The 26,043-nt window shown below is 72.6% G+C and carries 24 protein-coding genes and 1 tRNA gene; 10 read left to right on the plus strand and 15 right to left on the minus strand.

Features of this window, described 5'->3' with window-relative positions:
• The first annotated feature begins 7 nt into the window (after positions 1-7).
• The 3 genes from gyrA to FXF51_RS56305 all read left to right on the plus strand — a co-directional run bounded on the left by gyrA (position 8) and on the right by FXF51_RS56305 (position 3,439).
• Complete coding sequence (gyrA, locus tag FXF51_RS56295) at positions 8-2,506, plus strand: DNA gyrase subunit A (RefSeq protein ID WP_148443107.1); 2,499 nt, start codon at positions 8-10, stop codon at positions 2,504-2,506.
• A gap of 3 nt (positions 2,507-2,509) precedes the next feature.
• The gene (locus FXF51_RS56300) at positions 2,510-3,235 is read left to right on the plus strand and encodes a DUF3566 domain-containing protein (protein WP_148443108.1); all 726 of its coding nucleotides are present in this window, start codon (positions 2,510-2,512) and stop codon (positions 3,233-3,235) included.
• Positions 3,236-3,365: 130 nt separating this feature from the next.
• A tRNA-Ile gene (locus tag FXF51_RS56305) sits at positions 3,366-3,439 on the plus strand.
• Positions 3,440-3,500: 61 nt separating this feature from the next.
• Here the strand turns inward: FXF51_RS56305 and FXF51_RS56310 are convergent.
• Entirely contained in the window at positions 3,501-4,424 is a 924-nt protein-coding gene (locus FXF51_RS56310; protein WP_148443109.1) for an alpha/beta hydrolase, read from the minus strand.
• A 170-nt stretch (positions 4,425-4,594) separates the two neighbouring features.
• Here FXF51_RS56310 and FXF51_RS56315 point away from each other — a divergent pair, with 170 nt between their 5' ends.
• Together FXF51_RS56315 and FXF51_RS56320 are read left to right on the plus strand one after the other, a co-directional pair.
• Positions 4,595-4,975 (plus strand): DUF2255 family protein, encoded by a 381-nt coding sequence (locus FXF51_RS56315; protein WP_148443110.1) that lies wholly within the window; start codon positions 4,595-4,597, stop codon positions 4,973-4,975.
• A 119-nt stretch (positions 4,976-5,094) separates the two neighbouring features.
• The gene (locus FXF51_RS56320; RefSeq protein ID WP_262380553.1) at positions 5,095-5,559 is read left to right on the plus strand and encodes an SAM-dependent methyltransferase; all 465 of its coding nucleotides are present in this window, start codon (positions 5,095-5,097) and stop codon (positions 5,557-5,559) included.
• 66 nt (positions 5,560-5,625) lie between these two features.
• Here the strand turns inward: FXF51_RS56320 and FXF51_RS56325 are convergent, their stop codons facing one another.
• The 4 genes from FXF51_RS56325 to FXF51_RS56340 form a co-directional block, all read right to left on the minus strand.
• Positions 5,626-6,261 carry a carboxymuconolactone decarboxylase family protein gene (locus FXF51_RS56325; protein ID WP_148443111.1) on the minus strand — a complete coding sequence of 212 codons (636 nt, stop codon included), beginning with the start codon at positions 6,259-6,261 and terminating at the stop codon, positions 5,626-5,628.
• Positions 6,258-6,884 (minus strand): HXXEE domain-containing protein, encoded by a 627-nt coding sequence (locus FXF51_RS56330; RefSeq protein WP_187415128.1) that lies wholly within the window; start codon positions 6,882-6,884, stop codon positions 6,258-6,260. The genes FXF51_RS56325 and FXF51_RS56330 overlap by 4 nt, the downstream gene beginning before the upstream one ends.
• A 76-nt stretch (positions 6,885-6,960) precedes the next feature.
• Positions 6,961-9,669, minus strand: coding sequence for a helix-turn-helix transcriptional regulator (locus tag FXF51_RS56335; protein WP_148443113.1), 2,709 nt, complete (start codon positions 9,667-9,669; stop codon positions 6,961-6,963).
• Between the two features lie 28 nt (positions 9,670-9,697).
• Positions 9,698-10,588, minus strand: a complete 891-nt coding sequence (locus tag FXF51_RS56340) for an alpha/beta hydrolase (RefSeq protein ID WP_148443114.1) — start codon at positions 10,586-10,588, stop codon at positions 9,698-9,700.
• A gap of 83 nt (positions 10,589-10,671) precedes the next feature.
• Here FXF51_RS56340 and FXF51_RS56345 point away from each other — a divergent pair, with 83 nt between their 5' ends.
• On the plus strand, positions 10,672-11,376 hold the full coding sequence (locus tag FXF51_RS56345; RefSeq protein WP_148443115.1) for a TetR family transcriptional regulator: 705 nt from the start codon (positions 10,672-10,674) through the stop codon (positions 11,374-11,376).
• Positions 11,377-11,380: 4 nt separating this feature from the next.
• Here FXF51_RS56345 and FXF51_RS56350 read toward each other — a convergent pair whose 3' ends face one another.
• Both FXF51_RS56350 and FXF51_RS56355 read right to left on the minus strand, forming a co-directional pair.
• Positions 11,381-12,679 carry a hypothetical protein gene (locus FXF51_RS56350; protein ID WP_148443116.1) on the minus strand — a complete coding sequence of 433 codons (1,299 nt, stop codon included), beginning with the start codon at positions 12,677-12,679 and terminating at the stop codon, positions 11,381-11,383.
• 74 nt (positions 12,680-12,753) lie between these two features.
• Entirely contained in the window at positions 12,754-13,506 is a 753-nt protein-coding gene (locus tag FXF51_RS56355) for an SDR family NAD(P)-dependent oxidoreductase (RefSeq protein WP_148443117.1), read from the minus strand.
• Between the two features lie 55 nt (positions 13,507-13,561).
• Here FXF51_RS56355 and FXF51_RS56360 point away from each other — a divergent pair, with 55 nt between their 5' ends.
• Positions 13,562-13,936: an ArsR/SmtB family transcription factor gene (locus tag FXF51_RS56360; protein WP_148443118.1), complete on the plus strand. Its 375-nt coding sequence runs from the start codon at positions 13,562-13,564 to the stop codon at positions 13,934-13,936.
• A gap of 37 nt (positions 13,937-13,973) precedes the next feature.
• On the opposite strand, the gene FXF51_RS56365 is transcribed toward FXF51_RS56360, so the two are convergent.
• Together FXF51_RS56365 and FXF51_RS56370 are read right to left on the minus strand one after the other, a co-directional pair.
• Complete coding sequence (locus FXF51_RS56365) at positions 13,974-14,723, minus strand: class I SAM-dependent methyltransferase (RefSeq protein WP_148443119.1); 750 nt, start codon at positions 14,721-14,723, stop codon at positions 13,974-13,976.
• A gap of 12 nt (positions 14,724-14,735) precedes the next feature.
• Positions 14,736-15,335 (minus strand): TetR/AcrR family transcriptional regulator, encoded by a 600-nt coding sequence (locus FXF51_RS56370; protein WP_148443120.1) that lies wholly within the window; start codon positions 15,333-15,335, stop codon positions 14,736-14,738.
• Positions 15,336-15,417: 82 nt separating this feature from the next.
• On the opposite strand from FXF51_RS56370, the gene FXF51_RS56375 reads away from it, so the two are divergent.
• The gene (locus tag FXF51_RS56375; protein WP_148443121.1) at positions 15,418-16,578 is read left to right on the plus strand and encodes a DUF418 domain-containing protein; all 1,161 of its coding nucleotides are present in this window, start codon (positions 15,418-15,420) and stop codon (positions 16,576-16,578) included.
• Between the two features lie 256 nt (positions 16,579-16,834).
• On the opposite strand, the gene FXF51_RS56380 is transcribed toward FXF51_RS56375, so the two are convergent.
• Positions 16,835-17,461: an FMN-binding negative transcriptional regulator gene (locus FXF51_RS56380; protein WP_148443122.1), complete on the minus strand. Its 627-nt coding sequence runs from the start codon at positions 17,459-17,461 to the stop codon at positions 16,835-16,837.
• A gap of 26 nt (positions 17,462-17,487) precedes the next feature.
• Here FXF51_RS56380 and FXF51_RS56385 point away from each other — a divergent pair, with 26 nt between their 5' ends.
• Complete coding sequence (locus FXF51_RS56385) at positions 17,488-18,825, plus strand: aminotransferase class I/II-fold pyridoxal phosphate-dependent enzyme (protein ID WP_148443123.1); 1,338 nt, start codon at positions 17,488-17,490, stop codon at positions 18,823-18,825.
• Positions 18,826-18,837: 12 nt separating this feature from the next.
• On the opposite strand, the gene FXF51_RS56390 is transcribed toward FXF51_RS56385, so the two are convergent.
• From FXF51_RS56390 to FXF51_RS56405, 4 genes are all read right to left on the minus strand, one after another.
• Complete coding sequence (locus FXF51_RS56390; protein ID WP_262380554.1) at positions 18,838-19,899, minus strand: Dyp-type peroxidase; 1,062 nt, start codon at positions 19,897-19,899, stop codon at positions 18,838-18,840.
• Positions 19,900-19,937: 38 nt separating this feature from the next.
• Complete coding sequence (locus FXF51_RS56395) at positions 19,938-20,459, minus strand: copper chaperone PCu(A)C (protein ID WP_148443125.1); 522 nt, start codon at positions 20,457-20,459, stop codon at positions 19,938-19,940.
• A 101-nt stretch (positions 20,460-20,560) separates the two neighbouring features.
• Complete coding sequence (locus FXF51_RS56400; RefSeq protein ID WP_148443126.1) at positions 20,561-21,100, minus strand: MFS transporter; 540 nt, start codon at positions 21,098-21,100, stop codon at positions 20,561-20,563.
• A 4-nt stretch (positions 21,101-21,104) separates the two neighbouring features.
• Entirely contained in the window at positions 21,105-22,586 is a 1,482-nt protein-coding gene (locus tag FXF51_RS56405; protein ID WP_148443127.1) for an MFS transporter, read from the minus strand.
• A gap of 131 nt (positions 22,587-22,717) precedes the next feature.
• Between FXF51_RS56405 and FXF51_RS56410 the strand changes: the two genes are divergently transcribed.
• The gene (locus FXF51_RS56410; protein ID WP_148443128.1) at positions 22,718-23,434 is read left to right on the plus strand and encodes a hypothetical protein; all 717 of its coding nucleotides are present in this window, start codon (positions 22,718-22,720) and stop codon (positions 23,432-23,434) included.
• Here FXF51_RS56410 and FXF51_RS56415 read toward each other — a convergent pair.
• A complete protein-coding gene (locus FXF51_RS56415; RefSeq protein WP_148443129.1) occupies positions 23,407-26,010 on the minus strand; it encodes a LuxR C-terminal-related transcriptional regulator in 2,604 nt (867 codons plus the stop codon). The genes FXF51_RS56410 and FXF51_RS56415 overlap by 28 nt on opposite strands.
• Between the last annotated feature and the right edge of the window lie 33 nt (positions 26,011-26,043).

Consider the following 26,043-nt stretch of genomic DNA (forward strand, 5'->3'; position numbering starts at 1 on the left):
AACACCTGTGACGGACGTGAACACCACTCCCCCGGCTGACCGCATCGAGCCTGTGGACATCCAGTCCGAGATGCAGCGCAGTTACATGGACTACGCGATGTCCGTCATCGTGTCCAGGGCGCTGCCGGACGTGCGCGACGGCCTCAAGCCGGTGCACCGGCGCGTGCTGTACGCGATGTACGACGGCGGGTACCGTCCCGACCGCGGCTACTTCAAGTGCGCCCGCGTCGTCGGCGACGTGATGGGCACCTACCACCCGCACGGCGACACCTCGATCTACGACGCGCTGGTCCGCCTGGCGCAGAACTGGTCGCTGCGCTACCCGCTGGTCGACGGCCAGGGCAACTTCGGCTCGCCGGGCAACGACCCGGCGGCGGCGATGCGGTACACCGAGTGCAAGCTCGCGCCGATCGCCATGGAGATGCTGCGCGACATCGACAAGGACACCGTCGACTTCCGCCCCAACTACGACGGCAAGTCGCAGGAGCCCGACGTCCTGCCGGCGCGCTTCCCGCAGCTGCTGGTCAACGGCTCGGGCGGCATCGCCGTCGGCATGGCCACCAACATCCCGCCGCACAACCTGCGCGAGGTCGCGGCGGCGGTCAAGTGGGCGCTGGAGAACCCCGAGGCGGGCGACGAGGAGCTGCTCGAAGCCTCGATCAGACTGGTCAAGGGCCCCGACTTCCCCACCAAGGCGCTCATCGTCGGCCGCCGGGGCATCGAGGACGCCTACCGCACCGGGCGCGGCTCGATCACCATGCGCGCCGTGGTCGAGGTCGAGGAGGAGAAGGGCCGGCAGGCTCTGGTCGTCACCGAGCTGCCGTACCAGGTCAACCCCGACAACCTGGCGCTGAAGATCGCCGAGCTGGTGCGTGAGGGCAAGCTCACGGGCATCGCCGACGTACGGGACGAGAGCTCCTCGCGGGTGGGCCAGCGCCTGGTCATCGTGCTCAAGCGCGACGCGGTCGCCAAGGTCGTGCTGAACAACCTGTACAAGCACACCCAGCTCCAGGACACCTTCGGCGCCAACATGCTGGCGCTGGTCGACGGCGTGCCGCGCACGCTGCGGCTCGACCAGTTCATCCGGCACTACGTGGCCCACCAGATCGAGGTCATCGTCCGCCGGACGCGGTACCTGCTGCGCAAGGCCGAGGAGCGCGCGCACATCCTGCGCGGGCTGCTGAAGGCCCTGGAGCGGCTCGACGACGTCATCGCCCTCATCCGGGCCTCGGAGTCCGCCTCGGCCGCCCAGCAGGGCCTCATGGGGCTGCTGGAGATCGACGAGGTTCAGGCGCAGGCCATCCTCGACATGCAGCTGCGCAAGCTGGCCGCCCTGGAGCGGCAGGCCATCCAGGACGAGTACGACTCCCTGATGACGCAGATCGCCGAGTACAACTCGATCCTGGCCAGCGAGAGCCGGCAGCGCGAGATCATCAACGAGGAGCTCGCCGAGATCGTCAACCGCTACGGCGACGAGCGGCAGACCGAGATCATCGCCTACGACGGCGACATGTCGATCGAGGACCTCATCGCCGAGGAAGAGATCGTCGTCACCATCACCCGGGGCGGCTACGCCAAGCGCACCCGTACCGACCTGTACCGGGCGCAGAAGCGCGGCGGCAAGGGCGTTCGCGGTGCTCAGCTCCGTCAGGACGACATCGTCGACCACTTCTTCGTCACCACGACCCACCACTGGCTGCTGTTCTTCACGAACAAGGGGCGGGTGTACCGGGTCAAGGCGTACGAGCTGCCGGACGCGGGTCGCGACGCCCGGGGCATGCATCTCGCGAACCTTCTTGCCATGCAGCCCGACGAAACAGTCATGGAGGTTCTCGACCTACGCGACTACAACGTCGCCCCTTATCTCGTTCTTGCCACGCGCAGCGGCCTGGTCAAGAAGACGCGCCTGTCGGAGTACGACTCCCCCAGGTCCGGCGGACTGATCGCGATCAACCTGCGGGAGGACGACGAGGTCATCGGAGCCCGGCTGGTCTCCGAAGAAGATGACCTGCTGCTCGTCTCCAAGGGCGCGCAGTCGATCCGCTTCACCGCCTCTGACGAGGCGCTACGCCCCATGGGGCGGGCGACCAGCGGTGTCATCGGCATGAGGTTCCTGGAAGGTGACGAACTTCTTGCCATGAATCGCATCGCAGACGGTCAAGATGTGCTTATCGCCACGAAGGCTGGGTACGCAAAACGGACGCCAGTGGAGCAGTATCCAGTTCAAGGACGTGGCGGTAGAGGCGTGCTGACTGCGAAGATCGTATCTTCCCGTGGCAAGCTGGTCGGAGCCGTCATGGTGAACCCAGAGGACGAGGTTTTCGCGATCACGTCCGCCGGCGGGGTGATCCGGACGAGTGCCGGCGAGATCAAGCAGTCCGGCCGCCAGACCATGGGAGTTCGATTGATGAATCTCGCTGAAGGCGACAGCGTGGTGGCCCTCGCCCGGAACGCCGAGTCGATGGAGACTTCGGTGGAGAGTGATGAAGACGGGGGAGGAGAGTAGTTCATGAGCGCCCAGGGTGGTCCCGCCAGGACCAAGGCGGCTTCGGGTAACGGACAGCAGCCGAACAAGCCCGCAGAGACCGAGATGTTCGACGCGGTCGAAGAAGGCCAGGACACCTCGCCCGCGCAGGGCAGGTCCATGCCTGCCAAGGATGACAACAAGCCTTCGCCGCAGCAGGGCCCGCCCGGCCCCGTCGTCGGGCCTCAGGGCGGCCCTGTCCCGCCGCAGGGGGCACAGCAGCAGTCCGAGGGCAACGAGACGGTACGCCTGCGCCCGTCGCTGGCCAGCGAGGCCCCGCCGGCCCTTGAGCTGCCCAAGAAGAAGGGGTCCGGCTCGGCCGGCAGCCGGCTGCCCCGCAAGGCCCATCTGGTCCTGCGCCGCGTCGAGCCGTGGTCGGCCATGAAGTTCAGCTTCGTGGTCTCCCTCGTCTGCTTCGTGGTGCTGTTCGTGGCAGTCGCCGTGCTTTACGGCGTGCTGTCCGCCCTGGGCGTCTTCGACTCGATCGTCGACCTGGTCAACCAGCTCGGCCAGGGCGAGCAGGGGCAGAGCTCCATCCCGATCGACATCGCGTCCTGGTTCGAGCCCGTGCGGATCCTCGGATACACGGCGCTGATCGGGGCGGTGAACGTCGTACTGATCACGGCTCTTTCCACGTTGGGGGCGGTCATCTACAACATCGCCTCCGACCTGGTCGGGGGCGTTGAGGTGACCTTCAGCGAGGCCGAGTAAGCGGGGTGCTCGCGCCGTCCGGGTCAGTGCGGACGGCGCGAGCAGCCTGTCGGAGGCGGTAAGCTTTTCTCGTCCCGAACAAAGCGGTTCGCCTCGGTGAGGTGGATGCGATAACGTTCGGGGTGCGAGCGGGGCTATAGCTCAGACGGTTAGAGCGCTTCCCTGATAAGGAAGAGGTCCCAGGTTCAAGTCCTGGTAGCCCCACAGATTTCAAAGGTCATCCCCCGGAGTCCGGGGGTGGCCTTTTCGGTTTTGTGCCGCCAATTCACTTGTTCAAGTTGGTGCCGAAGTAGTCGGCGAGCCGGTCGATCGCCAGGTCGATGTACTCACGCTTGTCATAAAGGTCCACATGGCTGGCGCCCTTGATCCAGTGGATCTCCGCGGGGCCGGTGGCGCGCCGGTGGGCCTCAAGGCCCATCCAGGCGGTGACGGCGCGCTCGCCGAGGATCTGCAGCATCGGGCGAGGGCCGATCAGCGGGACGGAGTGGAAGACGTCGCTGGAGGCCATCCTGTCGATGCTCTCCCAGGCGAGGAACTTCGCCGAGCGCTCGTGGTGACCACGCGGGCCGCAGTAGTACTCCCAGCCTTCGACGCCGTGCTGCCCGCCGAGCGCGCCGGCCTGTTCGGCGGTCTCGGGGAACATGGTCAGCACGCCGGGGTCCTCGCCGCGGGCGGCCTTCGTGCGAGCCTGGGCGGCGGCGTCCAGCAAGGTCTGGAAGACGGCCGGGTCCTGGGTGCCGTCGGCGCCGTAGCGGAACTGGCGGGCGGGCTCGGCGGTGCACACCGTCGCCACCGCCCTGACGCGGTGGTCGCCGCCGGTGGCGGCGAGCGAGTAGCCGCCGGAGGCGCACACGCCCAGCAGGCCGATCCGGTCGGCGTCGGCCTCCGGCCGGGTGGTGAGGTAGGAGACGGCGGCCTTGAAGTCCTCCACCCGCTGAGCGGGGTCCTCCAGCCCGCGCGGCAGACCGCCGGACTCGCCCTGGTAGGCGGCGTCGAAGGCCAGGGTGACGAACCCGCGCTCGGCCATCAGTCGCGCGTAGGTGCCGGACGTCTGCTCCTTCACCCCGGTGCCGGGATGGCCGACCACCAGCGCGGGCAGCGGGCCGTCGGCGGCGGGGGCGTCGGGGACGTAGAGGTGGGCGGCGATCTCGATCCCGGCGCTGTGGAAGGTGACGCTGGTTCTGGCCATGAGGGGACTCTCCTTGGTCGATCGAACTACGGGTTGTGCCACACCGCGTCTGCGGCGGTTCCACCATCGGCCGTGCCCGCGCCGGGGCAAAGAGGCGGGTTTCTGCCTGGGAAAGAACCTGCCCCCTCAGATCTGTGCCGGGTACGTGGCCGCGGCTTCAGACTGGAGCCATGCTGGATGATCGAAGCGCCTGGACGTCCGAAGACCTCGCTCTGCTCGCCGGAGCCTACTCACTCGTCCTGACCGCTGGGGACGGCGGCGGGCCCGGGGTGGAGATCGGTATGGCGGTCGTCGGCGGCGAGGTGTACGTGCGCGCCTACCGCGGCCCCCGATCCCGCTGGTACCGGGCGGCGGAGCAGCACGGTCACGGCCGGATCGAGGTGGGCGGCATCGACCGCGAGGTTCTGCTCACGACCGGTGGGCCGGCGACGCCTGCCGGGCTCGACGCCGCCTTTCGCGACAAGTACGGGGAGGCGGCCGAAGCCCTCGTGGCCAGCCCGGAGGCTCGTGCGGCGACGGTCAGGATCGACCCGGCGCCGGTGGGGCTGTGACGGCTCTTCGCCGGCTGTCCCACGGGTGCACCTCCTGGAACTTCAGTCGTCCGACTGATCCCGTGCGACCGATCGGGCCGTACCGTCATGATCAGCCGAGTGCACATGGAGGAAACACCGTGCAGATCATCACCTTGCAGCCCGTGGGAAGCGTCGTCGGTGGCCGGGCCGAGGCGATCGACGACGACTGGGACGCCGAGCAGGCCGTGATCCGCATCGACGGGACACGTTTCGGGCCGGACACGCTCGCCGGGCTGGACGACTTCTCTCATCTGGAGGTGGTGTTCCAGTTCCATCTCGTGGATCCGTCCAAGGTCACCACCTCGGCCCGTCACCCGCGCGACAACCCCGAGTGGCCGAAGGTGGGCATCTTCGCTCAGCGCGGTAAGAACCGCCCGAATCTGCTGGGTGTCTCCCGCTGCCGGCTGGTCGCCGTCGAGGGGCTCGACATCCATGTGCGCGGTCTGGACGCCATCGACGGCAGCCCCGTGCTGGACGTCAAGCCGTACATGGCCGAGTTCGGGCCGCAGGGTGAGACGGTGCAGCCGGAGTGGGCGACCGAGCTGATGCGTGCCTACTACTGAGACGTTCGGAGAGGACGTCGTCGCCCGCCCGCGCGGACGCGAGGCGGGCGGCGGCTCCTCCCCTGCTTACAGGCCCATGGCGCGGGCCGCGGCCCAGGCTCGTGGGAGGCCGCAGACGGCGACGCCGCGCAGCAGGTCGCGGAGGGTGTCGTCGGTGGCGCCGGCGGCGCGGGCGACCTCCGCGTGGAGGCGCAGGGAGTCGTCCAGAGTCTGGTAGAACACGTCCACGACCAGGCAGGCGAGCGCCCGCTCGCGGACGGTGAGGTGGGGGCGGGCCCAGCGCTGGGCCAGCTGGTCCTCGGTGAAGACCGCCAGGCCGGGGTCCGTCTTCTCCAGGTCGCGTACGGCGCGCGCCAGCGCTCCGGTGAGCAGGGTGAGCTCGACCGGGTTGTCGTCGCGAGCCGGCGGGAGCCCGAGGTCGGTCAGGCGCTGGAAGGCGCCGACGAGGGCGGGGTAGCCGACGTACGGGGCCAGGTGGCGGTAGAGCTCGCGGATGGATTCCGGGTCCACCCCGTGCTCCAGGGCCGACTGGACGTGCGTGGCCGGGTGCGGGTGGCACAGGTCGGCGGTCAGGCCGATGAAGGCCTTCTCGCGGGTGGTGAGGTGGGGCAGGGCCCAGAGGTGGTGGCCCGCGCCGATGGCGAGCCGGGCGAAGACGGGGTCGAGCGCGGTGAGGGCGTCGGCGCCGGTGGGCCAGGTCATCGGGCGCTCCGTTCCTGGCCGGCCGAGAGGGGCGCCGCCGGTAGTGGCTGTTGCTCCGCGGCCTTGAGGTGGCGGTTCTCCTGGACGAGGAAGTAGATCAGCAGGCCGCTCATGATGAGGTGGCCGCCGGCGGTGTAGAGGCCGGGGAAGTAGCCGCCCTTGATGATCGGGAAGACGAAGTGGGCGATGCCGTTGAGCAGGCCGGCGCCCAGGGCGTACCACCACAGGAAGAAGTTGGACACCCGGATCCGGTAGAGCGCGCCCGCGCCGGCGAAGAAGTAGAGCGAGCCGAAACCGAAGACGAAGACCAGCAGGAACTCGTTCATCGGCCAGTCGCGGGGAGAGTCGAACAGCTCGACGATCTCGTGCGGGAAGCCGCCGGTGTACTCCTCGGCCATGTGCACGAGCTGGAAGCCGACCGCGCACAGGTAGACGGCGATCACCTTGCGGGACTTCACCGGGCGGGCGTAGCTGAAGGTCATCCACCCGCTCCAGGCCAGGACGCTGGCCACGACGAGGACGAGGGCGCCCTGGAGGGGCAGCGTGAGCAGGGCCCAGGCGCAGAAGGCGACGGCGAGGACCGCCATGATGGTCGCTGAGTAGGGCTCAGGTCGCTTGGTCATGGCTGGAACCGTAGAAAGATCGCCCATGCGGCCGCCTCCGTCACGCGACTGAAGCCCCGACCGAAGCCGGGGCCGGTCAGTCGCCGAGCGGTAGCCGCGCCAGCTCGGCCCGTGCCGTGACGCCGAGCTTCGGGAACGCCTTGTACAGGTGTGAGGCCACCGTGCGCGGGCTCAGGAACAGCTGGGCGCCGATCTCGCGGTTGGACGCGCCGGTGACGGCCAGCCGTACCACCTGAAGCTCCTGCGGCGTCAGGACGGCAAGCGGATCCTCCGCGCGGGCGGACTCCGGCAGGGAGTAGCCGGCGGCGCGCAGCTCGGCGGCCGCGCGGGCGGACCAGGGGGCCGCGCCGAGCCGGTCGAAGGCCTCCATGGCGGCCTGGAGCTGCGTACGCGCCTCGGTGCGGCGCCGGTTGCGGCGCAGCCACTCGCCGTGGACCAGGCGGGTGCGTGCCTCGTCGAAGGGGTGCCTGTCCTCGGCGTGCAGGGCCAGCGCCCGCTCGTACAGCGCTCCGGCCTCGCTGTCGGGCGCCAGCATGGCACGGATCCGGTGCAGGACGGCGTTCGAGCCGGCGCGGCCCGTGGCCTCGACCCACTCCGTGAAGCGCGGCAGCCGGTCGCGCACCCGTCGCGGGTCGCCCGTCCGGATGGCGGCCTCGGCATAGTCCGGCCAGGAGTAGCGCCACAGGAACGCGTGCCTGGTGGGGCCGGTCATCGCCCGCTCCAGCCGTTCGAGCACGGCCTCGTAGCGGCCCAGGCTGAAGTCGAGCATCCCGCGCGCGCACTCGGCCCAGCAGGCCGCCGGCATCCAGCGGCGGTCTTCGACGTCGCGGATCGCCTGCTCCGCCATCGCCGCGCACTCCTCCTCCGCTCCGGCGACCGCCGCCAGCCACGCGCGTACCCCCGCCAGATAGCCACGCCACATCGGCTGGCCGACGTCGGCGGCCAGGCTCAGCCCCGCCGTCGCCGTGGCCCGCGCGGACGGGTGCAGGCCGCTGAGCGCCTGGACGACGGCGAGGAGCGTCATGGCCTGCGGCATGCGCCCCAGCCGCCCCACCGCCCGGCACTCCTCGACGAGCGCTGTGGCGTCGTCGAGCATGCCGTCGTTGTCGGCGCGGCCCATGCCCTGGAAGGTGACGAGGAAACGCAGCTCGGGCGGCAGGGCGCCGGTCTGGTCCGGCGTCAGGTAGACGAGCCTGGTCGCTTCGTCGCCCTCCAGGATCAGGCTGAAGGCCAGGTTGATCGTACGCACCACGGCGGGCAGCCCGTCGCCGTCCGGGCAGAGCTCCACGGTGCGGCGGGCCAGTGCAAGCTGGTCGGGATGGGCGGCGCCGGCCCAGGCGTAGTAGCCCGCCATGCCGAGCAGCGACAACCTCGTGGGCAGGTCGTCGGTCGCCTCGATCCCTTCGTGCAGCAGCCGTACGGCCTGCAGCGGCCGGCCCGCCTCCACCTCCAGCTTCGCCCGCACGCAGATCAGCTCGGCCAGGGCGGGGCCCTTCAGCGCCATCGCCTCGGCCCTGTGCCGTGCCCGGTCCACCAGCTCGGCCGCGCGCTGCCACAGGCCCGCCTCGGCGGCGGCGTCGGCGGCGGCGGTCCACCGGCGAACGGCCTGGCCGGGGTCGGCGGACAGCTCGGCCGCGCGAGCGTAGGCCGCCGACACCGCCGCCTGCCCGCCGCGCTGCCGCGCCCGCAGCGCCAGGCACTCCAACTGCCCGGCCACCCGCTCGTCGGCCTGAAGGGTGACGGCGGCCAGGTGCCAGGCGCGCCGGTCGTCCTCCGTCGCCTCGGACAGTGCTCGGTGCGCGGCCATCCGGGCGGCGATGTCGCAGGCCAGCAGCACCGCGGTACGCACCAGCGGGTGGTGGAAGGCGACGCCGTCCAGGCCTACCCGGACCAGGCCCGCTCGCTCGGCCGGGGCGAAGTCGGCCAGCGAGGCGCCCAGCTCGCCGGCCGCGCTCGCGATGACGTCCAGCTCGTCGTGGTGGTCGAGGGCGGCCACGAGGAGGCACGAGCGGGTGGCGGGGGGCAGCGCCGAGATGCGGTCACGGAAGCCGGTGAGGACGCGGTCGGTCGCGGGGCGGGTCGTGCCGACGGTGAACGACAGGGGGGTGAGGGCGCCCTTGCGCTGCTCGGGGGTGAGCATCCGGGGCAGCTCGATCAGTGCGAGCGGGTTGCCGCCTGCCTCCGCCACGAGCCGGTCGCGGACGGCGGGCGGCAGGTCGGCCGCCTGATCGTCGAGGAGGCGGCGGGCCGATTCTGCGTCGAGCTCGCCCAGTCGCAGCTCGGGCAGCCCTCGTGAGGGGAACTCGGCCTCCCTGGCGGCGAACAGGATGACGACGGGCTCGGCGTGCAGGCGGCGTGCCGCGAACAGCAGCGCGTCGGCCGACTCGCCGTCCAGCCACTGGGCGTCGTCCACCAGGCACACCACCGGGCCGGACGCCGACAGCTCCACCAGCAGGCTGAGCGTCGCGAGCCCGACGAGGAAGCGGTCTCCCCCGGTGGCGCCGCCCAGGCCGAGCGCCCCGCGCAACGCCTCCGCCTGCTGCGGGGGCAACGCCTCCGCCTGTTCGAGCACCGGGCGCAGCAGCAGGTGCAGGGCGGCGAACGGCAGGTCGGACTCGGACTCGACGCCGGTCACGCGCAGCACCCGGGCGCTCGCCCGCACCTCCGAGAACTCCAGGAGGGCCGACTTGCCGATGCCCGCCTCTCCCCGCACGATCAACGCGCCCGACTGGCCCTTCAGCAGCTCATCGATGACGGACAGCTCCGCCTGACGCCCGTACAGCATGGCACTCCAGCAAGTGATCGAGATCTTGTCAACGCAGCACCCGGCGGAAGAACGCGATCTGGTCGGCGACGACGTGTTCGCGCAGGTCGGGGTCAGTGTAGAAGCTGAAGTGGGTGCCGGGGTAGACGCGCAGCTCGCCTCGGGGCGCCCGGTCGGCGAGCTCCTGAGTCTGCTCCAGCGGGGTCTCCCGGTCCGCCTCGGCGGCGCAGACGAGCAGCGGGCAGGTGAGGCGCGCGGCGGCCTCTGCGGGGCGGTAGCGCATCATGTCCAGCATCGCGCGCGGCGCGACGCTGTTGCGCCAGAGGGTCGCGGCGTCGCCGCCGGTCAGGGTGCTGATGTGCTGTTCTGCCTCGTCCGTGGCGGTCACGGCCAGCTCGCCCGGGTGCCCCACCATGGGGATGTAGTACGGGCTCAGCCCGAGCCTGCCGCGCACCGCGTCCCAGACGATGGCGGCCAGCAGTTGTGCGGTGCGGACGGCACTGCGGCCCTCCACCCGTTTCGGGAACCCGTTGAACGGGATTTGCGCCGACACCGCCGCGACCCCCGGGTCGCCGGCGGCCACGACGACGACGTGGGCGCCGCCGAGCGAGTTGCCCCACAGCAGGACGCGGCCGGGATCGACGCGTTCGTGCGCGCGGACGAAGGCGACGGCGGCCCGGAGGTCCTCACGCTGGCCGGCGAGGTCGGGTAACTGCCGTGGCTCGCCGTCGCTCTCGCCGAAGCTCCGGTAGTCGAACACCAGCGCGCCGATCCCCTCGGCGGCGAACCGCTCCGCGTAGGGGACCAGCCGGTCCATCGTCCCGCTGAAGCCGTGGGCCAGCACCACGCAGGGCACCCGACCGGATCCGGCGGGCAGGTGGAGCCGCCCGGCGACGCGCACTCCGGCGACGTCGAACGACACCTTGATCTGCTCGGACATACGGATCCCCCAACGGCGCCGTAGACTGACTGACTGCCGGTAAGCACTCTAGCCTCAGAACTGACCGCAGGTAAAGGAGATCGATGACCCCCCAGCGGATCCTGTCGGCCGCGCGGGCCCTGTTCGCCGTCCACGGTTACCGGGCGACGTCCATGCAGTCCATCGCCGACCAGGTGGGCATCACCAAGGCCGCGCTCTACTACCACTTCGACTCCAAGGAGGAAATCCTCCACCAGCTCACGCTGCCCCTGCTCGACGAGCTGGAGGGGGCGCTGGCGGAGGCGGAGGCGCAGGGCGGGCCCGAGGAGGTGCGCTGGCGGGCGATCGAGGGGTACGTGGAGGTGCACCTGCGCCACCGGCAGACGCTCACCATGCTGGTCAAGGACATGACGTTGCTGGTGCAGGCGCCGGTGGGCGATCGGTTCCGCGCGGCGATCGCGCTGGCGAACAACCTGGTGGCGGGGCCGGGGAGCGGTCTGGAGGAGCGGGTGCGGGCCTGCCAGGTGGTGGCGGGGCTGGCCGATCCGGTGGTGCTCTTCCGCGACGTCCCGGCAGACGTGCTCAAGGAGCACATCCTGGCCGGGGCGCGGGCGCTGCTGGGGGAGCCGCTGGGTGCGGGTCGTGCGCGGGGCCCGGCGCGGGGGCGCAAGGGCGGACGGCCGGCCGCGCTGACGGAGGAGCAGGTCGCGCGGGTCCGGCAGATGCACGCGTCCGGGTACGGGGCCGAGGAGATCGCGGCCACGTTCGAGGTTTCCAGGGCTACGGTTTATCGCTGTATCAAAAACTAACGTCTCACAATGGTTTTGATTTTGAGACGGGTTCTGATTGCACCTGCACCGTGAAGGGCCGGGTCACGAGCCGGTCGCCGGTGGCGTACTGGGCCCAGGCCAGGTAGCGGCCCGGCTCCGGGAGAGTGAGCGTGAAGTGCAGCGCGGTGGCACCGGACGCGGTGCCGTGCGCGTGGGCCAGGTGCAGCCCGTCCGCGCTCCTGACGATCAGGTGGCCGGGCATGCCCAGCCACGGCCGGATCGGTCCCTCTGAGGTGAGCCGGATGGTCAGCGGACGTCCTGCCGAGGCGGTGAGGGGATGCGGGGCGCTCTCCTGGTAGGAGTCGTCAGGCCCGGAGACGTCGAAGGCGCCGGAGAGGAGCTGGCCGCCCGAGTCCTGCCGTTCGATCTCGGCGTGGGCGAGGTAGTGTCCCGGGCGCGGGACGCGCAGCCGTACCGTCAGCACGCCCGGCGCGGTCCGCAGCGGGTGCACGTGCCGGAACACCGTGCCGTCCGCGCTGGTGACGACCAGGTGCACGGGGGCCTCATGGTGGACGGCGAGGTCGTCCACGGGCCGCCCGGTCGCGCCGTCCACGAGCCGCAGGGTCAGGGTGAAGTCGGCGCCGGTCACGGGCCGGGCGGGCGACGTCGAGAAGCGGGCCTGCGCGTACGGGCGGCCGGTCCCGCTCGTGGGTGCGGCGCCGTCCGGCTCGGCGGCGGGCAGGTGCGGCGCGAGCAGCAGCAACGAGAGCGCGACCGCTGCCGACGCGCTCGCACCGCCCACGACCAGCCGCGACACGCCGCCTGCGAGCGCGCCGCCCGCCACCGGCCGTGATGTGCCGCCCGCCACCGGCCGTGATGTGCCGCGCGCCAGTACGCCGCCCACCACGAGCAGCCCCGTCACCAGGAAGGCGCCGTCCCGCACCATCGTCCAGGGGGCGCTCACGGGCACCAGCACCCGGAACGGGATCGACGTCACCTCCGCGCCCGCGCGCACCCGCAGCTCGTACGGCCCCGCGTGGGTCACCCGCAGGTCGGCGGACCCCTGACCGGCGCGCAGCGAGCCGGAGGAGCGGCGCCCGTCGGTCAGCGAGCGCAGGTCCAGATCCAGGGGCTGTACGGTCCGCGCGCTCACCCGCAGCGGCGCGGGCACCGCCGAGACCCCCGCGATGACCAGCGTGACCTCGCCCGCGGCGAACGTCTGCGTCACCCGCAGCTCCGCCCCCGCCTCGACGACATGCGCCCTGGCCGGTGCGGGCAGCGACACCACCAGGACGAACACGGCAGCCAGGACGCGGATCAAGCCGCCTGTGACCGACTTCATGGCGAAAGACGCTAGGCGGGCGGGCTCGCCCGTCGCCTCCGTCAGGTGACTGACGTGCCGTGGGCGCTCATCAGTCAGACGAGTTCCAGGCCGCCGTCCACGGTGAGCACCTGGCCGGTGATCCAGGTGGCGGCGGGGTCGGCGAGGTGCACGATCCAGGCGGCGACCTCCTCGGGGGCGCCGCGGCGGCCGAGGGGGATGGCGGCGGTCTCGTCCTGCTTGATCTGGGTGACGGTGTGCTCAGGGAGGCCGGCGGCGGTCAGGGCCTCGCTCTCGGTGGGGCCGGGGGCCAGGGCGTTGACGCGGATGCCGTCGGCGGCCAGCTCCAGCGCCCAGCTCCGGGTGAGCTGCTCGACGGCGGCCTTGGAGGCGGCGTAGTGGGCGGCGCCGGGCAGCGGGCGGTGGCCGAAGGTGCTGGAGACGTTCACGATCGTGCCGCGACCGGCGCGCAGGTGCGGCAGCGCGGCCTTGGCGAGCAGGCTGGGGGCGACGACGTTGAGCGCCAGGAGGTCGGTGACGCGCCGGGCGTCGGTGTCGGCGAGCGGCATGACGGCGGTGGCGCCCGCGTTGTTGACCAGGACGTCCACGCGGCCCCAGCGGCCGGCCGCCGTGTCGATGACCTGCCGCGGGGTGTCTTCGGCGGTGATGTCGGCGGGCAGGACGGCGATGCCGGGGTGCTGGGCGGCCGTCCTGTGCAGGGCGTCGGCGCGGCGGCCGACGGCGAGCACGTGGGCGCCCGCGCGGGCGAGGGCGAGCGCGGTGGCGCTGCCGATCCCGGATCCTGCGCCGGTCACGACGGCGACCCGGTCCTGGAGTGAGGCGGTCACGGGACGACCCCTTCGTTCGATGTTCGTTAAACATCGAACAAGCTACCATGGAGCCATGAGACGGGCACAACACCCCGAAGTGGGCGAGATCACGCTGACCGGGGTGATGGCCGCACTCAGTGACCCGATCCGGGTCGGAGTGGTGCGGGTGCTGGCCGACGGGCGCGAGCGCGGCTGGGGCGACCTGCGGGCGCCGGTGGCCAAGTCCACGCTCAGCCATCATCTGCGGGTGCTGCGCGACGCCGGGCTGACCCGTACGCGCCAGGAGGGCACCCGCTGCTTCGTGACCCTGCGGCGGGAGGAGCTGCGCGGCCGCTACCCCGGGCTGCTGGAGGCGGTGCTGGCGGCGGCCGAGGACGAGGACGTCGGCCATCAGGTGGGTGTGCGGGACGACGCCCCGCCGTCTGCCTCTGGCGGCGGCTCGTCCTGACGCTCACGGTGTCCGCGCCGTCGGCGCGGTGCGCTCGCTACAGCCGCCGCGCGAGGGTGAGCTCGGTGACGAAGGTCATGTCCACGCCGTCGCCCAGCACAGAGGCGAGTTCCGCCAGCATCGGCTCGCGGCGCTCGGCGGGCAGGATCCGGTAGGCGGAGATGGTGCGGACCAGGTCGAGGTAGCGGGCCGCGTCGTACCACTCCGTCCAGGAGTAGGAGCGCTCGTCGAGGTCGGTGAAGCGCGGGTCGCCGGCGAGCAGGTGGCGGCTCTCCTCGTTCCTGACCGGAGTGTCCTGGTGCAGGCTGGAGCTGCTGAGGCCGTGACGGTGGTCCACCTCGGCGAGGGCGGCCCGCAGGGCGGGGTCGGTGACGAGGTAGTGGTTCCAGAAGAGCGCCAGCGCGCCGGACGGGGCCAGCGCGGCGTGGGCCAGGTCCCAGCGGCGTTCGGGGTCCACCCAGTGCCAGGCCTGGGCGGAATAGAGCAGGGCGAAAGGCCGGTCAGGGGTGTAGTCCTCAAAAATCCCGATTTTTACGCGTACGTCGGGGCAATTTGCCGCCAGGGCCGCCGCCATCCGCGCGTCGGGCTCGACGCAGGTCAGATCGAGGTGGCGGGCGGCGAAGACCGCCGTGGCCTTGCCCGTGCCCGCCCCCACCTCCAGTGCCGGGCCGTCGGGGGCGTACTCCAGGACCTCGGTGACGAGCCTGCCGGGGTAGCCGGGCCTGGCCGACTCGTACAGGTCGACCGCCTGGCCGAACACGACACTTCGCTCACGGTCCACAGCCATGGCGCGATTCAATCACGGGCCTGGACGCAGCCCGATCGCGGGCAGGATCGCCTGGTCGACGATGGCCGCCAGGTAGTCGTCATCGGGCGGTGAGCCGGCGTCGATCAGGTGCTTGGTGACGAGGGCCTCGCCGATGTCGGTCACGACCGGGGTGAGCAGGGCGGCGGGGAAGTGGCCCTGGTCGGCGTAGTACTGCAGCACGGTACGGGTGAACGTGCCGCCCCGGCCGGCGAAGACCCGCTCGAACAGGGCCTCGGACATCAGCGCCACGCTCTTCGGGTCGGTGAGGATGGCCGACACGGCGCGGCCCGCCGGGCTGAAGGCCCACTCCACCATGAGCCGCAGGGAGCGGATGAGGTCGCCGCGCAGGTCGGTGGCGCCGGGAGTGGGCTCCTCGACGGGGTGCTGGTGGTAGAGCGCGTCGAGCAGCACCTCGATCGGGTCCGACCAGCGGCGGTAGAGCGTGCTGCGGGGCGTGGCCGCGCGCCGGGCGATGCCGTCCATGGTGAGCCGTCCCGCGCCGACGGCCACCACCTCTTCCAGCGCGGCGTCGTGGATGGCCTTGATCAGCTCGTCGCCTCGCCGGCGTGTCCGGGTGGTCCGCTCGTCCATGTCCGCCCCTTGTTTAGCTACGCCATTGTATTTTAGCGTGGAGATTAGCTACATTCGTGTATCTACATTTGAGGGGACAGCCATGTCCATCGCTCCACCGGCTCCCGTCCAGGGGGCCACTCCCGTCGCCGGGCGCGCGCTCGCCCCTGACCTCGCGCGCGGGCTGATGCTGCTGCTCATCGCGCTGGCGCACGCGCACATGTACCTGTCGGGCCACGAGGCGGGCTTCCGCGGGTACGCGCTCGACGGCGGCCCGCTCGACCGGCTGGTCGCCGGGGTGCAGATCCTGCTCGTGGACGGGCGCGCGCTGCCCATGTTCGCCGCCCTGTTCGGCTACGGCCTGGTGCAGGTGGCCAACCGGCAGTTCGCCACCGGCCGGAGCTGGCCGCAGGTGCGCGCGGTGCTGCGCCGGCGCAGCCTGTGGCTGCTGGCCTTCGGGTTCTGCCACGCGCTGCTGCTGTTCTTCGGGGACATCCTCGGGGCGTACGGGCTGATCGGGCTGGTGCTCGTCGGGTTCGTCAGGAGGCAGGACCGGGCGGTGCTGCGCGCGGCCGTCGCGGGGCTGGTGCTGCACGTCGTGGTGCTGTTCGGGTTCGGGCTGCTGACGATCTCCGCGCCCAAGGGGGACACGCCCGCGGCCATGGCCGACCCCGTCGAGGCGCTGATGATGCGGCTCATCGGGTGGTCCGGGATGACGCCCACCTACTTCGCCGCGAGCGTGGTGCCGGCGTTCCTGTTCGGCGTGTGGGCGGCGCGCCGCCGCCTGCTGGAGGAGCCCGCGGCGCACCGGCCGCTGCTCGTGCGCGTCGCCGTCGTGGGGACCGCGCTGTCCCTGGCCGGCGGGGTGCCGCTGACGCTGATCGACGTCCAGGTGTGGGGGGTGCCGGATCTGGCCGCGGTGTCGGCGTACGCGCTGCACAGCGTGACCGGCATCGCGGGCGGGCTCGCGTACGCGGCGATCATCGGGCTGATCGCCGCGCGGGTGCCGTCCGGGCCCGTGGTGCGGGCGCTCACCGCGTGCGGGCAGTGGTCGCTGACCTGCTACCTGCTCCAGTCGGTGATCTTCGTGGCGGTTTTCGCGCCGTACGCGGGAGGGCTCGGCACCCGCGTCGGCGACGCGGCGGCGTCCGGCGTCGCCGTGGTGGCCTGGCTCGCCACCGTGGTGCTCGCGGCGCTGCTCGCCCCGCGCCGGGGCCCGGCGGAGGCAGCGCTGCGACGCCTCACCTACGGGCGCCGGGGGTGAGTTCATCCACAGGCTGTGGGCTCGGGTTCGCAGCCTGTTGATGAAGGTTCTTCCGTAACGCGACGGCGGCCCTGGCAGGTGTGGTATGGCCCCCGGGTGAGTGCTCCCTATATGGCTCTGACCAGGTTGAATGCCTGCCGGCGGAGGGCGCGGCGAGTGGTGTGGTCTCTGCCATGTGCGGCGCCTGCGGGGGTGTGGATCGCCACAGAGTTATCCACAGGATGTGGGTGTTGTCCACAGGTTGTGAATCAGCGCTTCACGGTGCGGTGGCGCGGCGCCCGCGTTGCCGGGTCAGGGCGCCGGCGTCGCCCGGCAGGTCGCGCTCCGCCAGACCGCGCGCGACGCGTTCGTGCAACTCGGCCTGCCGGTGGTCGTCGTACTTGAACTTGGCCCGCACCTCCGCCACCCGCAGTCGCAGCCCCCTGATCGCCGACAGGTTCTTGTGGTACGGCCCCGCGTCGGCGGCCACCTCGCCGTGGTCGCCCGCGGGCTGGTGGTGGGCGAGCTGGCGGCGCAGGATCTCGGCCTTGCCCTCCCTGTCGTCCACGATCTCCGCCTGGCACACGAGCTGGACGGCCGCGTAGTAGCTGGTCGGCACGCCGGTCGCGGGGGAGTCGGAGCGCCAGGACGTCGGGATGTAGGCGTAGTCGTCGTGCACGCTCACCACCGCCGCCGGGTTCGCCTCCAGCGCCGCCCAGACCGGGTTGGGCCGGGCCAGGTGGAGCAGCACCTCGGCGTCCCCGTCGTAGAGGAAGTGGGTGGGCACCACCACGGGCGCCGCGCCGTCCACGCCGTTGACCGCGAGCTGGCCGAAGTCGCGGGTACGCAGCCAGCTCCGCCACTCGTCGTCGTCCCTGGCGGCGTCCCACGGATGAATGAGCACACTGACCACCTTTGTGTTAGTACATAATGTATTTTGTGCTAGAAAAGTACACGATCGCAGGTGGCACGGCCAGCGAGATTGCGGCGGGCGTCGAGGTCGCCGTGTCCGAAGGGCGGCTCTCGCCAGGGGCGACGCTGCCGCCGGTGCGTGAGGTGGCCGCGCAGACGGGCGTCAGCCCGGGGACGGCGGCGGCCGCGTACCGGATGTTGCGCGAGCGCGGCGTCATCGAGACCGCCGGGCGGCGGGGGACCAGGGTCAGGCCGCGCCCGGCCAGCACGTTCCGCGAGGAGATCCGGATCGAGGTGCCGCCGGGCGTGCGCGACCTGGCCACCGGCAACCCCGACCCCCGGCTGCTGCCGCCGCTGCACGACGCGCTCGCCGCCGCCGCCAGGGCGCACGAGGAGCGGCCCGCCATGTACGGCACCGGCGACGACGAGGAACTGCTGGACCTGGCCGGGCAGCGGCTGCGTGCCGACGGCGTGCCGGCCGCGCCGCTGGCGATCACGTCCGGCACCCTCGACGCCGTCGAACGCGTGCTCACCGCCCGGCTGCGCCCCGGCGACGCGATCGCCGTCGAGGACCCGGGCTGGACGGCGCTGCTCGACCTGGTCGGCGTCCTCGGGCTGCGGCCGGTGCCGATGCGGCTCGACGACGAGGGGCCGCTGCCCGACGAGCTCGGACGGGCGCTGCGGGCCGGGGTCCGGGCCGTGGTGATCACCGCCCGCGCGCAGAACCCGACCGGCGCCGCCGTCTCCGCGACCCGCGCCGGTGAGCTGCGGGAACTGCTCGCGCGGCATCCTGAAGTGCTGCTGATCGAGGACGACCACGGCTCCGGGTTCGTGGAGCTGCCGCTGTATCCGCTGGCCGGCGTCACCACCCGCTGGATCCTCGTGCGCTCCACGGCCAAGTCGCTCGGCCCCGACCTGCGCCTCGCCCCGGTCACCGGCGACCCGGTCACGCTCGACCGGCTGCGCGGGCGGCAGCGGCTGGCCACTGGATGGGTCAGCCACCTGCTGCAACACGCCGTCGCCCACCTGTGGCGGACGAACGCCGTGGACACCTCCGCTGTCGCGGCTTCGTACGCGCGGCGCAGGAACGGGCTGGTGGGGGCGCTGGCCGTACGCGGCATTCCCGCGTACGGCCGCAGCGGCCTGAACGTGTGGATTCCCGTCGCCGACGAGTCCACCGCCATCACCCGGCTGCTGTCACGAGGCTGGGCCTGCGCGCCCGGCGCCCGCAACCGCCTGGGCTCGCCGCCCGCGCTGCGCCTGACCGTCTCCTCCCTGGACCCGTCGGAGATCGAGCCGCTCGCCGCCGACCTCGCCGCCGCCGTGCGCCCGGCGGCGAGCGGCCGGTACGGCTGAACGTTCCTCAGGTCAGGTCAACAGTCCCTCCCCGATCCAGCCGCCGGGCGCGCACCCCGGCGGCACGGCGAAGACGGCCGACCCGATGTGCGTGACCCACTCGTTGAGCAGGTCACCCTCGGCCAGCATGCGCTGCACGGGCACGAACTGCGCCGCCATGTCCGCCTGGTAGGAGGCGAACAGCAGCCCCGAGTCCGACTCGCCCTCGGGCGACAGCCCCTCGTCGTAGTTGTACGGCCGCCGTAACAACCGCAGCGCCGGATCGGCCACGTGAGCCCGCCTGATGTGGGCGAACTCGGAGATCACCGGAAACCCGAGCCGGTTCTTCCTGGCGTAGTCGGCCGGGTCGGTCTCGGCGGAGCCCGTGAGCGGCGCCCCGTCGCCGAGCTTCCGCCCGATCGTGAACTCCCTGGCCACCCGGTCGGCGGCGTCCCACGTCTCCAGCCTCATCCGGATCCTGCGCAACACCATGGTGGTGCCGCCGCGCAGCGGCCCCGAGCCGATCCACACGGCTCTGTCCAGGTCGGTGGCGTTCACCGTGCCCTCGATCTGGCCCATCAGGTTGCGCCGGTTCGTGCTGCGGAAGCCGCGCTGGGTCCACCGGACGCGGGCGAAGGAACGCGTGTCCTTCACGATCATCCGTACGGCGTGCGCGACCGTCACGGTGTCGTCCGCGCACACCTGGACCAGCAGGTCTCCCCCGCTCCACCGCTTCTCCAGCCGGTCCGTCGAGAACGCCGGCAGCGCCCGCACCGGCGAGTCCGCCCCGGCCGCCGCGAACAGCCCCGGCCCGAACCCGAACGTGATCGTGAGCCGGGCCGGGTTCACGGCCAGTTCGGGCTCGGTGTCGGCGAGCGCGGGACGTCCCTGGGTGAGGCGGGCCGCGTCGTCGGTGAGGAGCTGGAGCAGGCGGACGATCGCCTCCCTGCGGGTGCCCTTCAGCAGATCGAAGCCGAGGAACACGGCGTGGGCCTGCGGTGCCGTGGCCACGCCTGCCTGGTGCGCGCCGTGGAAGGGCTCGACGGCGGTGGCAGTCGCGGTGGTGGCGGCTGTCGTGGTGAGAGCGCCGGCCACCGTGGCGGCTCCCCCGGTGAGGAGCCCCCTGCGGGAGATCACTTGTGCCCCGGCTGGTAGTCCTCCTCGCCACCGGCGAAGTCCTTGCCGATGGCGGTGAACTCCAGCGGCTCGCCGTCCTTCACCTGCAGCGTGAACGCGATCCTGGCCCCGGGCTTCACCTCCTCGGTGACGCCCATCAGCATGATGTGGTCGCCGCCGGGCTGGAGCTGGTGGGTGCCGCGGGCGGGCACGACGAAGCCGCCCTCCTTCGGGCGCATGACCATCTTGCCGCCGTCCTCGACCACTTCGTGCAGCTCGATGACCGGGGACAGGGGCGAGGCGCCGGACGTGATCGTCACCGGCGCGTCGGTGCCGTTGACCAGCGTGCCGAACGCGGCGGTCATCCCCTCCTTGGTGGTCTTCACCCACGGGTCGGTGATGGTCAGCGCGGCGGTCGTAGCCGCCGCGCTCGCGGTGGCGCTGGTGGTGGCCGCGGGCTCGGGGGAGGCGGCGGAGCCGCCGCAGGCGGTGAGTGTCACGACGGCGGACGCGAGCACGAGGGCATGGCGAACGTACATGGTGGTGTGTTCCTTTTCTCCGCCCGGCATGCCGAAGCAGCCCCTGCCGGGCGGCGGGGGTCGTCTGAAGAGGGAGAACGTCTCGCCCGGCCTTCAGGAGGTCAGGCGGCGACCACCCGAGGCGGGCCTCTCCTGCTGACGACGTGCCGCAGCACGGCCGAGCGCAGCACGGGCGGCTCGGTCGTGCACAGGGGTGTGGAGAAAGGAGTGGGGGTGAGCAGCGGCAGCCGGATGACCAGCAGCCGGACGGCGAGCCTGCGCAGCAGCGCCCAGAGCGCGGCCTCGCCCCGCGCCAGCCACAGCGCGGTCATCCCGACCGCCCAGCCGTGGGCGACCAGCATGCCCAGATCCGGGACCAGGCCCGCATGGAGGTGGCCGGTCAGCGCGTGCGGGGAGGCGGCGTGGGAGAGGGAGAACAGCAGGTGCAGGATCACCTGTAAGCCGGTGAGCAGCGGCAGGATCGCCGCGAACGACCGCTCGCGGCCCGACAGCGGGTACGCCGCCGCGAACGCCACCACCAGGGCCGCCGCCATGGCGGGCATCGGCACGGAAGCACCGCCGAGCACGTGCGCCGCCACGCCCAGCCCGAGGCACACGACGGCGAACACCGTGGTGCGGGCGAGACGTAACGGCGGCGCCATGCGCCTAGCATTCCACGCCATCCCGCCGGTCGGCACACCCGATCGTGCTCGGTGCGCAGGCGCCCACACCCAGCGACGCCACGATCAGCACCGTGACCCCGGCCCGCGCCGCCGATTCCCACCCGCCGTCCAGCGCCGCGAAGAACACCGCGCCGGTGAACGTGCCGCCCAGCACTCCCCCGGCCTCCTGCACGGTCCCGAGCACCCCGGCCGCGGCGGCCGACCGCTCAGGACGTACGGAGGCCAGGACGGAGGAGAGCAGCGGCGACATCAACAACCCCATCCCGGCACCCGTCACCACCAGCGCCACCCCCACCTGCAGCGGCCCGGCACCCAACGCGTGGTACACCAGCGCCAGCCCCACGACCAGCACCGGCGCCCCGAACCGGCCGCGCGGGCGCAGCAGCGAGGCGGCGAAGAAACCGGCGTTCAGGGCCGTGCACACGGTGGCGGCGGCGAGCGGGGTGAGCCCGAGCCCGTCCTGAAGGTAGAGGGCGAGCACGAACGACAGCCCCGCCGACGTGCCGAACAGCAGGCCCACCGCCACCAGACCCCAGGCGAACCCCTTCTCCCTGAAGACCGCCAGGTCCAGCAGCGGCACCCGCCCGTCGGCCGTGAGACGGCGCTGCCGCCGCACGAAAGCGCCCAGCAGCAGGGGCGCGGCGCCCAGGCACGCCCACGCCCAGCCCGGCCACCCCTGCTCCCGGCCCTCGGCGAGCGGCAGCACCACGGCCACCAGCCCGGCCATGACGAGCACCGCTCCGCCGAGGTCGAGGTCATGGGGGAGCAGAGCCCGAGCGGCGCGGGAACGCGGAGCAGGCTTGGCCAGGGGAGGCAGAGCGGGTGCGGTGCGGGGGAGTGGCGAGGTGGTGCTGGAGAGCCTGGCCGAGGTGGCGTAGGGGAGCGGCGCCGGGGCGGGTGCGGCCCGGGGGAGCAGGCGGCAGGTCAGGGCCAGGGCGGTCAGGCAGATCGGTACGTTGACCAGGAAGCAGGCCCGCCACCCCAACCCCATCGGGTCGGCGGCCACCACCATCCCGCCGATGACCTGGCCGCTCAGCCCGGCCAGCCCGACGGCGGTGCCGTACCAGCCGAAGGCCCTGGCGCGATCGTCCCCCTGGTAGAGCCGCCCGAGCAGGGCGAGGACCTGCGGTGCGAGCAGCGCGGCCGCGACGCCCTGCCCGACCCTGGCCGCCACCAGTGTCGACGTGCCGCCGGCGAGCCCGCACCCGGCCGAGGCGAGCGTGAACAGCGCCAGCCCCACGGCGAACGTCCGCCGGTGCCCGTACAGGTCGCCGAGCCGCCCGGAGACGATGAGCCCCGCCGCGTACGCCAGCCCGTACCCGGCGATGACGAGTTGCACGGCGCCGTCGCCGGCGCCGAGGTCGGCGCGGATGGAGGGCACGGCCAGGTTCGCGACGTAGAAGTCGAGCGTGGTCACGAACACCGCGACCAGCAGCACGGGCAGGGCGGCCCAACGCGTGGACATGTGACTCCAGGGGAGGGAGAGGGGCAGGCGGTGAAAGAACACCGCCGGACGCCGGACGGTTGACCCCACCCTCGGACCGGGCCGTTACGATTCCCTGCGGATCCGCTACGGACCACCCCATAATCAACCCGATGCCGAAATTTCAGGACCTGTCGGAATTTGCGGCGGCCATCGCCCCGGTCATCGGCGCAGCCCACGTCAACGTGCACGCCTCGGCCGCCAGAGCCGTCGCCCAGCTCGCCGAGACGTCAGGCGTGACCCCGGCCCTGCTCTCCGACCTGCGCTTCGCCCTCCCCCTGCGCCCCCTGACCCGAGATCACCTGGCCGTCATCGACCGGTACGGCACCGCGTCCGCCCGCGAGCGCGACCTCCAGGAACACCTGCGCCAGCACACCCTCACAGAGGACGACGGGACGCTGCGGTTGACGGACAAGGGCCTGGAGTTCGTCCACAGGCTGTACGAGGTGCACGCCGCCACGGCCGATCGCGTCTGGGCGGCCCACGACGTGCCGGGCCTGGCCGCCCTCGTCGCCCGGGTGCTCGACGCGGCCGAGCGGCTGCCGGGCGGGGCGCTGGAGCTGGTGACGCCGCCGTACGAACCGGACGACGCGACCCCGGGCCTGCTGCTGTTCAACCGGCTCGCCGTGGTCCGCTACCACCGCGCCGACGCGCACGCCGCCGCCTGGCGGGCGGCGGGCCTGTCCGTGTCCGAGATCGTCGTCCTGCCGGACGGCCCGCTGCGCGCCGGGATCGAGGCGGAGACGAACCTGCGGGCCGCCGCGCCGTACGGCGTCCTGACAGGCCTGGAGCGCGAGGCCCTCTACGACGGGCTCATGAAACTGGTCTGAGGCGACTCCAGCAGGCGGCCTGCCTGCGTGCGGTCGTTCACGCCCAGCTTGTCGTAGGCCGCCTGCAGATGGTTGGCCGCCGTCCGCCTGGACAACGTCAGCCGATCGGCGATCTCCCTGTTCGTCAGCCCGGCGGCGGCGAGCTGCAGGATCTCCCGCTGCCGCGGCGTCAGCTCCGGCGTGACCAGCTCGACCAGCGCCGGCGTCGAGACGCCTGTGCAGAGCCTGGCCAGCGCGCCCGCCCGCGCCCGCGCGCTCCTGGCCAGCCGCCCCCGCCCCGCGTCGTGGTAGGCGTTCGCCTCGTGCGCGGTGGCCTCGGCCGCGTACAGCACCATGCCGAGTCGCTCGTACTCGGCCGCCACCGCCCGTAAGCCCGCCGGATCGCCCAGCGCCAGCTCGTGCCTGGCCAGCACGCGCACCAGCGGCCCCTCCAGCTCGGTCGCCAGCGCGCCCAGCTCGGGGGCGCGCCCGCCGAGCCGCACCAGGTCGTGCAGCGCGAACATCAGGTGGCCGCCCAGCTCGTGCCGCCGCGCGTGCGCCGCCGCCACCCGGCACAGCTCGGTGGCCTCGTCCAGGTCGCCGCCCGCCGCCGCCACCCACACCGCCGCCTGCAGCACGTGCTGGCGGGTGAAGGCCCAGCGGGCGGTCAGCTTCTCGGCCTCGGCCAGCGTCTCCCTGGCCTCGTCCAGCCGGCCGAGCAGTGCCAGGGCGTGCGCCAGCTCCGCCGCCAGCCGCCCCAGGTACGGCTCCCCGGCGGGCACCCTGGCCATGTCCTCCCTGCACCAGCGGACCGCCTCCTCGGCGTCGCCGCGCAGCCGGGCCGCCATCGCCCGGTAGGCGCCGTACCCGGTCACCGACATCTCGGCGGTGGGCAGCCGCATGGCGTGCTCGGCCGTCCGCGCCGCCTCCGCCAGCCTCCCGGAGAACGTCCGGGCCGCGCACTGCGCTTCCAGGAACGTGGGCAGCGCGTGCGGTGCGAGGTCCCGCCACTCGTCGACGGTGGCCATCGTCCGCTCCGCCACGGCCAGCGCGCGTTCCGTGCGGCCCGCGTACGCGTCCACCCACGCCTCCAGGCACGCCGCGTGCGCCGCGCCGCGCAGGCTGCCCGGCGTGCACGCCCTGGCCAGGGCCAGCGAGCGCGTCGCGCCGGTCAGCCGGCCGGCGAAGCAGTCGGTGACGGCGCGGTAGACGTGCGCCTCCTGCCGCCACACCGGGTCGGTGAGCGTCGCGACGGCTGTGTCGAGCACGTGGCACGCTTCGGCGTCCGCGCCGGCCCAGGCCAGGTTCACGGCGAGGCTGCAGGCGTGCTGGGCGCGCTCGCTCTCGGTCACGGCGTCGCGTGCCACCTGCCGCAGCGCGGTCACCGCGGAGCCGGCGTCGCCGAGCACCATGAGCACCTCGCCGAGCACCGAGACCGCCGCCACGCCCGCTCCGGCGTCGATCGCGGCCCTGGCCAGCCGCGCGGCCAGCCGGGGGTCATGTCTGCCCCAGGCCAGCTTGGCGGCCGAGGTCAGCATGGCGGGGTCGGTGACCGAGCCGCTGTCCAGCCGCCACACGGCGGCGCGTAGCTCGTCCTCGCGCCGCCGCAGCCCCGTGGCCTCCAGCGCCTCGGCCAGCACGCGCAGCCGCCGCCTGGCCCGCAGCGTGCCGCAGTCGCCGCGCACCACCTCGCCGTAGAGCGGATGGCCCAGGCCCAGCTGGTCGCGCCGGCCGTCGCCCACGGTCACGATCAGGCCGCGCGACTCGACGCGTTCGACCGCGCCCGCCGAGGTCAGCTCGACCAGCAGCGCGGCACCCAGCGGCTCGCCGAACGCCACCAGCTCCAGCACCTCGCGCTCGTCCTCGTCGAGGTGGCCGATCCGGTCGCCGACCAGCTCGCGCAGCCGGGTCGTCATGGACAGCTCGCCGCGCCAGCGCCACACCCCGTCCCGTTCGGCCAGGCAGCCGGATTCGCGTCCCGCGAGCACGACCTCGCGCAGGTAGAGCACGTTGCCCTCGCTGACCCCTGCCAGATGCCGTACGGTCTGCGCCGCGACCTCCCCGCCGAGCGCCCCCGCGAGCACCTCGCCCACCTCGGACACCGTCAGCGGCGGCAGCTCGACGCGCGGCAGCAGCTCGTCCTTCCACAGCGCCACCACCGGATCCGGCTGCGGCTCCCCCGACCTGACCGTCACCAGCAGCCGCGCCTCGCCCTTGGCGGCCAGGTAGTGCACCAGCGCCGCCGACGCCGGGTCCAGCCGGTGCGCGTCGTCCACGCTGACCAGCAGCTCCGCGCCGCGGGCCCGGCCGCGCAGGTGGCGCGTGGCCCAGCGCAACAGGTTCTCGCCGCTGCGCGGCGGACCCGTCAGCACGTGCGCGAACGCGCCGAACGGGATCATCGACGCGGTCTCCGTGCCCAGCGCCCGCACGATCGCGTACCCCTGCTGACCGGCCAGCACGTGCGCCGCCAGCCTGCTCTTGCCGACCCCGGCCGCGCCGGCGATCATCATGCCGGAACCCGACCGCAGCGCCTCGCGCACGGCCGCCAGCGGCCCCCCTCGCCCGACGAACGGCCAACCGCTCCCCTGCTCGCTCATCGTGCCTCCCCTCTCGTGCACCCATCGTGGCCG

The organism is Nonomuraea sp. PA05 (assembly GCF_008086045.1).
Classification (GTDB): domain Bacteria; phylum Actinomycetota; class Actinomycetes; order Streptosporangiales; family Streptosporangiaceae; genus Nonomuraea; species Nonomuraea monospora.

Bases quoted from the DNA above. Each gene is read 5' to 3' on its own strand.
- FXF51_RS56300 (WP_148443108.1), top strand. From the start codon at position 2,510: ATGAGCGCCCAGGGTGGTCCCGCCAGGACCAAGGCGGCTTCGGGTAAC.
- FXF51_RS56310 (WP_148443109.1), bottom strand. From the start codon at position 4,424: ATGGCCAGAACCAGCGTCACCTTCCACAGCGCCGGGATCGAGATCGCC.
- FXF51_RS56315 (WP_148443110.1), top strand. From the start codon at position 4,595: ATGCTGGATGATCGAAGCGCCTGGACGTCCGAAGACCTCGCTCTGCTC.
- FXF51_RS56325 (WP_148443111.1), bottom strand. From the start codon at position 6,261: ATGACCTGGCCCACCGGCGCCGACGCCCTCACCGCGCTCGACCCCGTC.
- FXF51_RS56330 (WP_187415128.1), bottom strand. From the start codon at position 6,884: ATGACCAAGCGACCTGAGCCCTACTCAGCGACCATCATGGCGGTCCTC.
- FXF51_RS56335 (WP_148443113.1), bottom strand. From the start codon at position 9,669: ATGCTGTACGGGCGTCAGGCGGAGCTGTCCGTCATCGATGAGCTGCTG.
- FXF51_RS56340 (WP_148443114.1), bottom strand. From the start codon at position 10,588: ATGTCCGAGCAGATCAAGGTGTCGTTCGACGTCGCCGGAGTGCGCGTC.
- FXF51_RS56345 (WP_148443115.1), top strand. From the start codon at position 10,672: ATGACCCCCCAGCGGATCCTGTCGGCCGCGCGGGCCCTGTTCGCCGTC.
- FXF51_RS56350 (WP_148443116.1), bottom strand. From the start codon at position 12,679: ATGAAGTCGGTCACAGGCGGCTTGATCCGCGTCCTGGCTGCCGTGTTC.
- FXF51_RS56360 (WP_148443118.1), top strand. From the start codon at position 13,562: ATGAGACGGGCACAACACCCCGAAGTGGGCGAGATCACGCTGACCGGG.
- FXF51_RS56365 (WP_148443119.1), bottom strand. From the start codon at position 14,723: ATGGCTGTGGACCGTGAGCGAAGTGTCGTGTTCGGCCAGGCGGTCGAC.
- FXF51_RS56370 (WP_148443120.1), bottom strand. From the start codon at position 15,335: ATGGACGAGCGGACCACCCGGACACGCCGGCGAGGCGACGAGCTGATC.
- FXF51_RS56375 (WP_148443121.1), top strand. From the start codon at position 15,418: ATGTCCATCGCTCCACCGGCTCCCGTCCAGGGGGCCACTCCCGTCGCC.
- FXF51_RS56385 (WP_148443123.1), top strand. From the start codon at position 17,488: ATGTATTTTGTGCTAGAAAAGTACACGATCGCAGGTGGCACGGCCAGC.
- FXF51_RS56395 (WP_148443125.1), bottom strand. From the start codon at position 20,459: ATGTACGTTCGCCATGCCCTCGTGCTCGCGTCCGCCGTCGTGACACTC.
- FXF51_RS56400 (WP_148443126.1), bottom strand. From the start codon at position 21,100: ATGGCGCCGCCGTTACGTCTCGCCCGCACCACGGTGTTCGCCGTCGTG.
- FXF51_RS56405 (WP_148443127.1), bottom strand. From the start codon at position 22,586: ATGTCCACGCGTTGGGCCGCCCTGCCCGTGCTGCTGGTCGCGGTGTTC.
- FXF51_RS56410 (WP_148443128.1), top strand. From the start codon at position 22,718: ATGCCGAAATTTCAGGACCTGTCGGAATTTGCGGCGGCCATCGCCCCG.
- FXF51_RS56415 (WP_148443129.1), bottom strand. From the start codon at position 26,010: ATGAGCGAGCAGGGGAGCGGTTGGCCGTTCGTCGGGCGAGGGGGGCCG.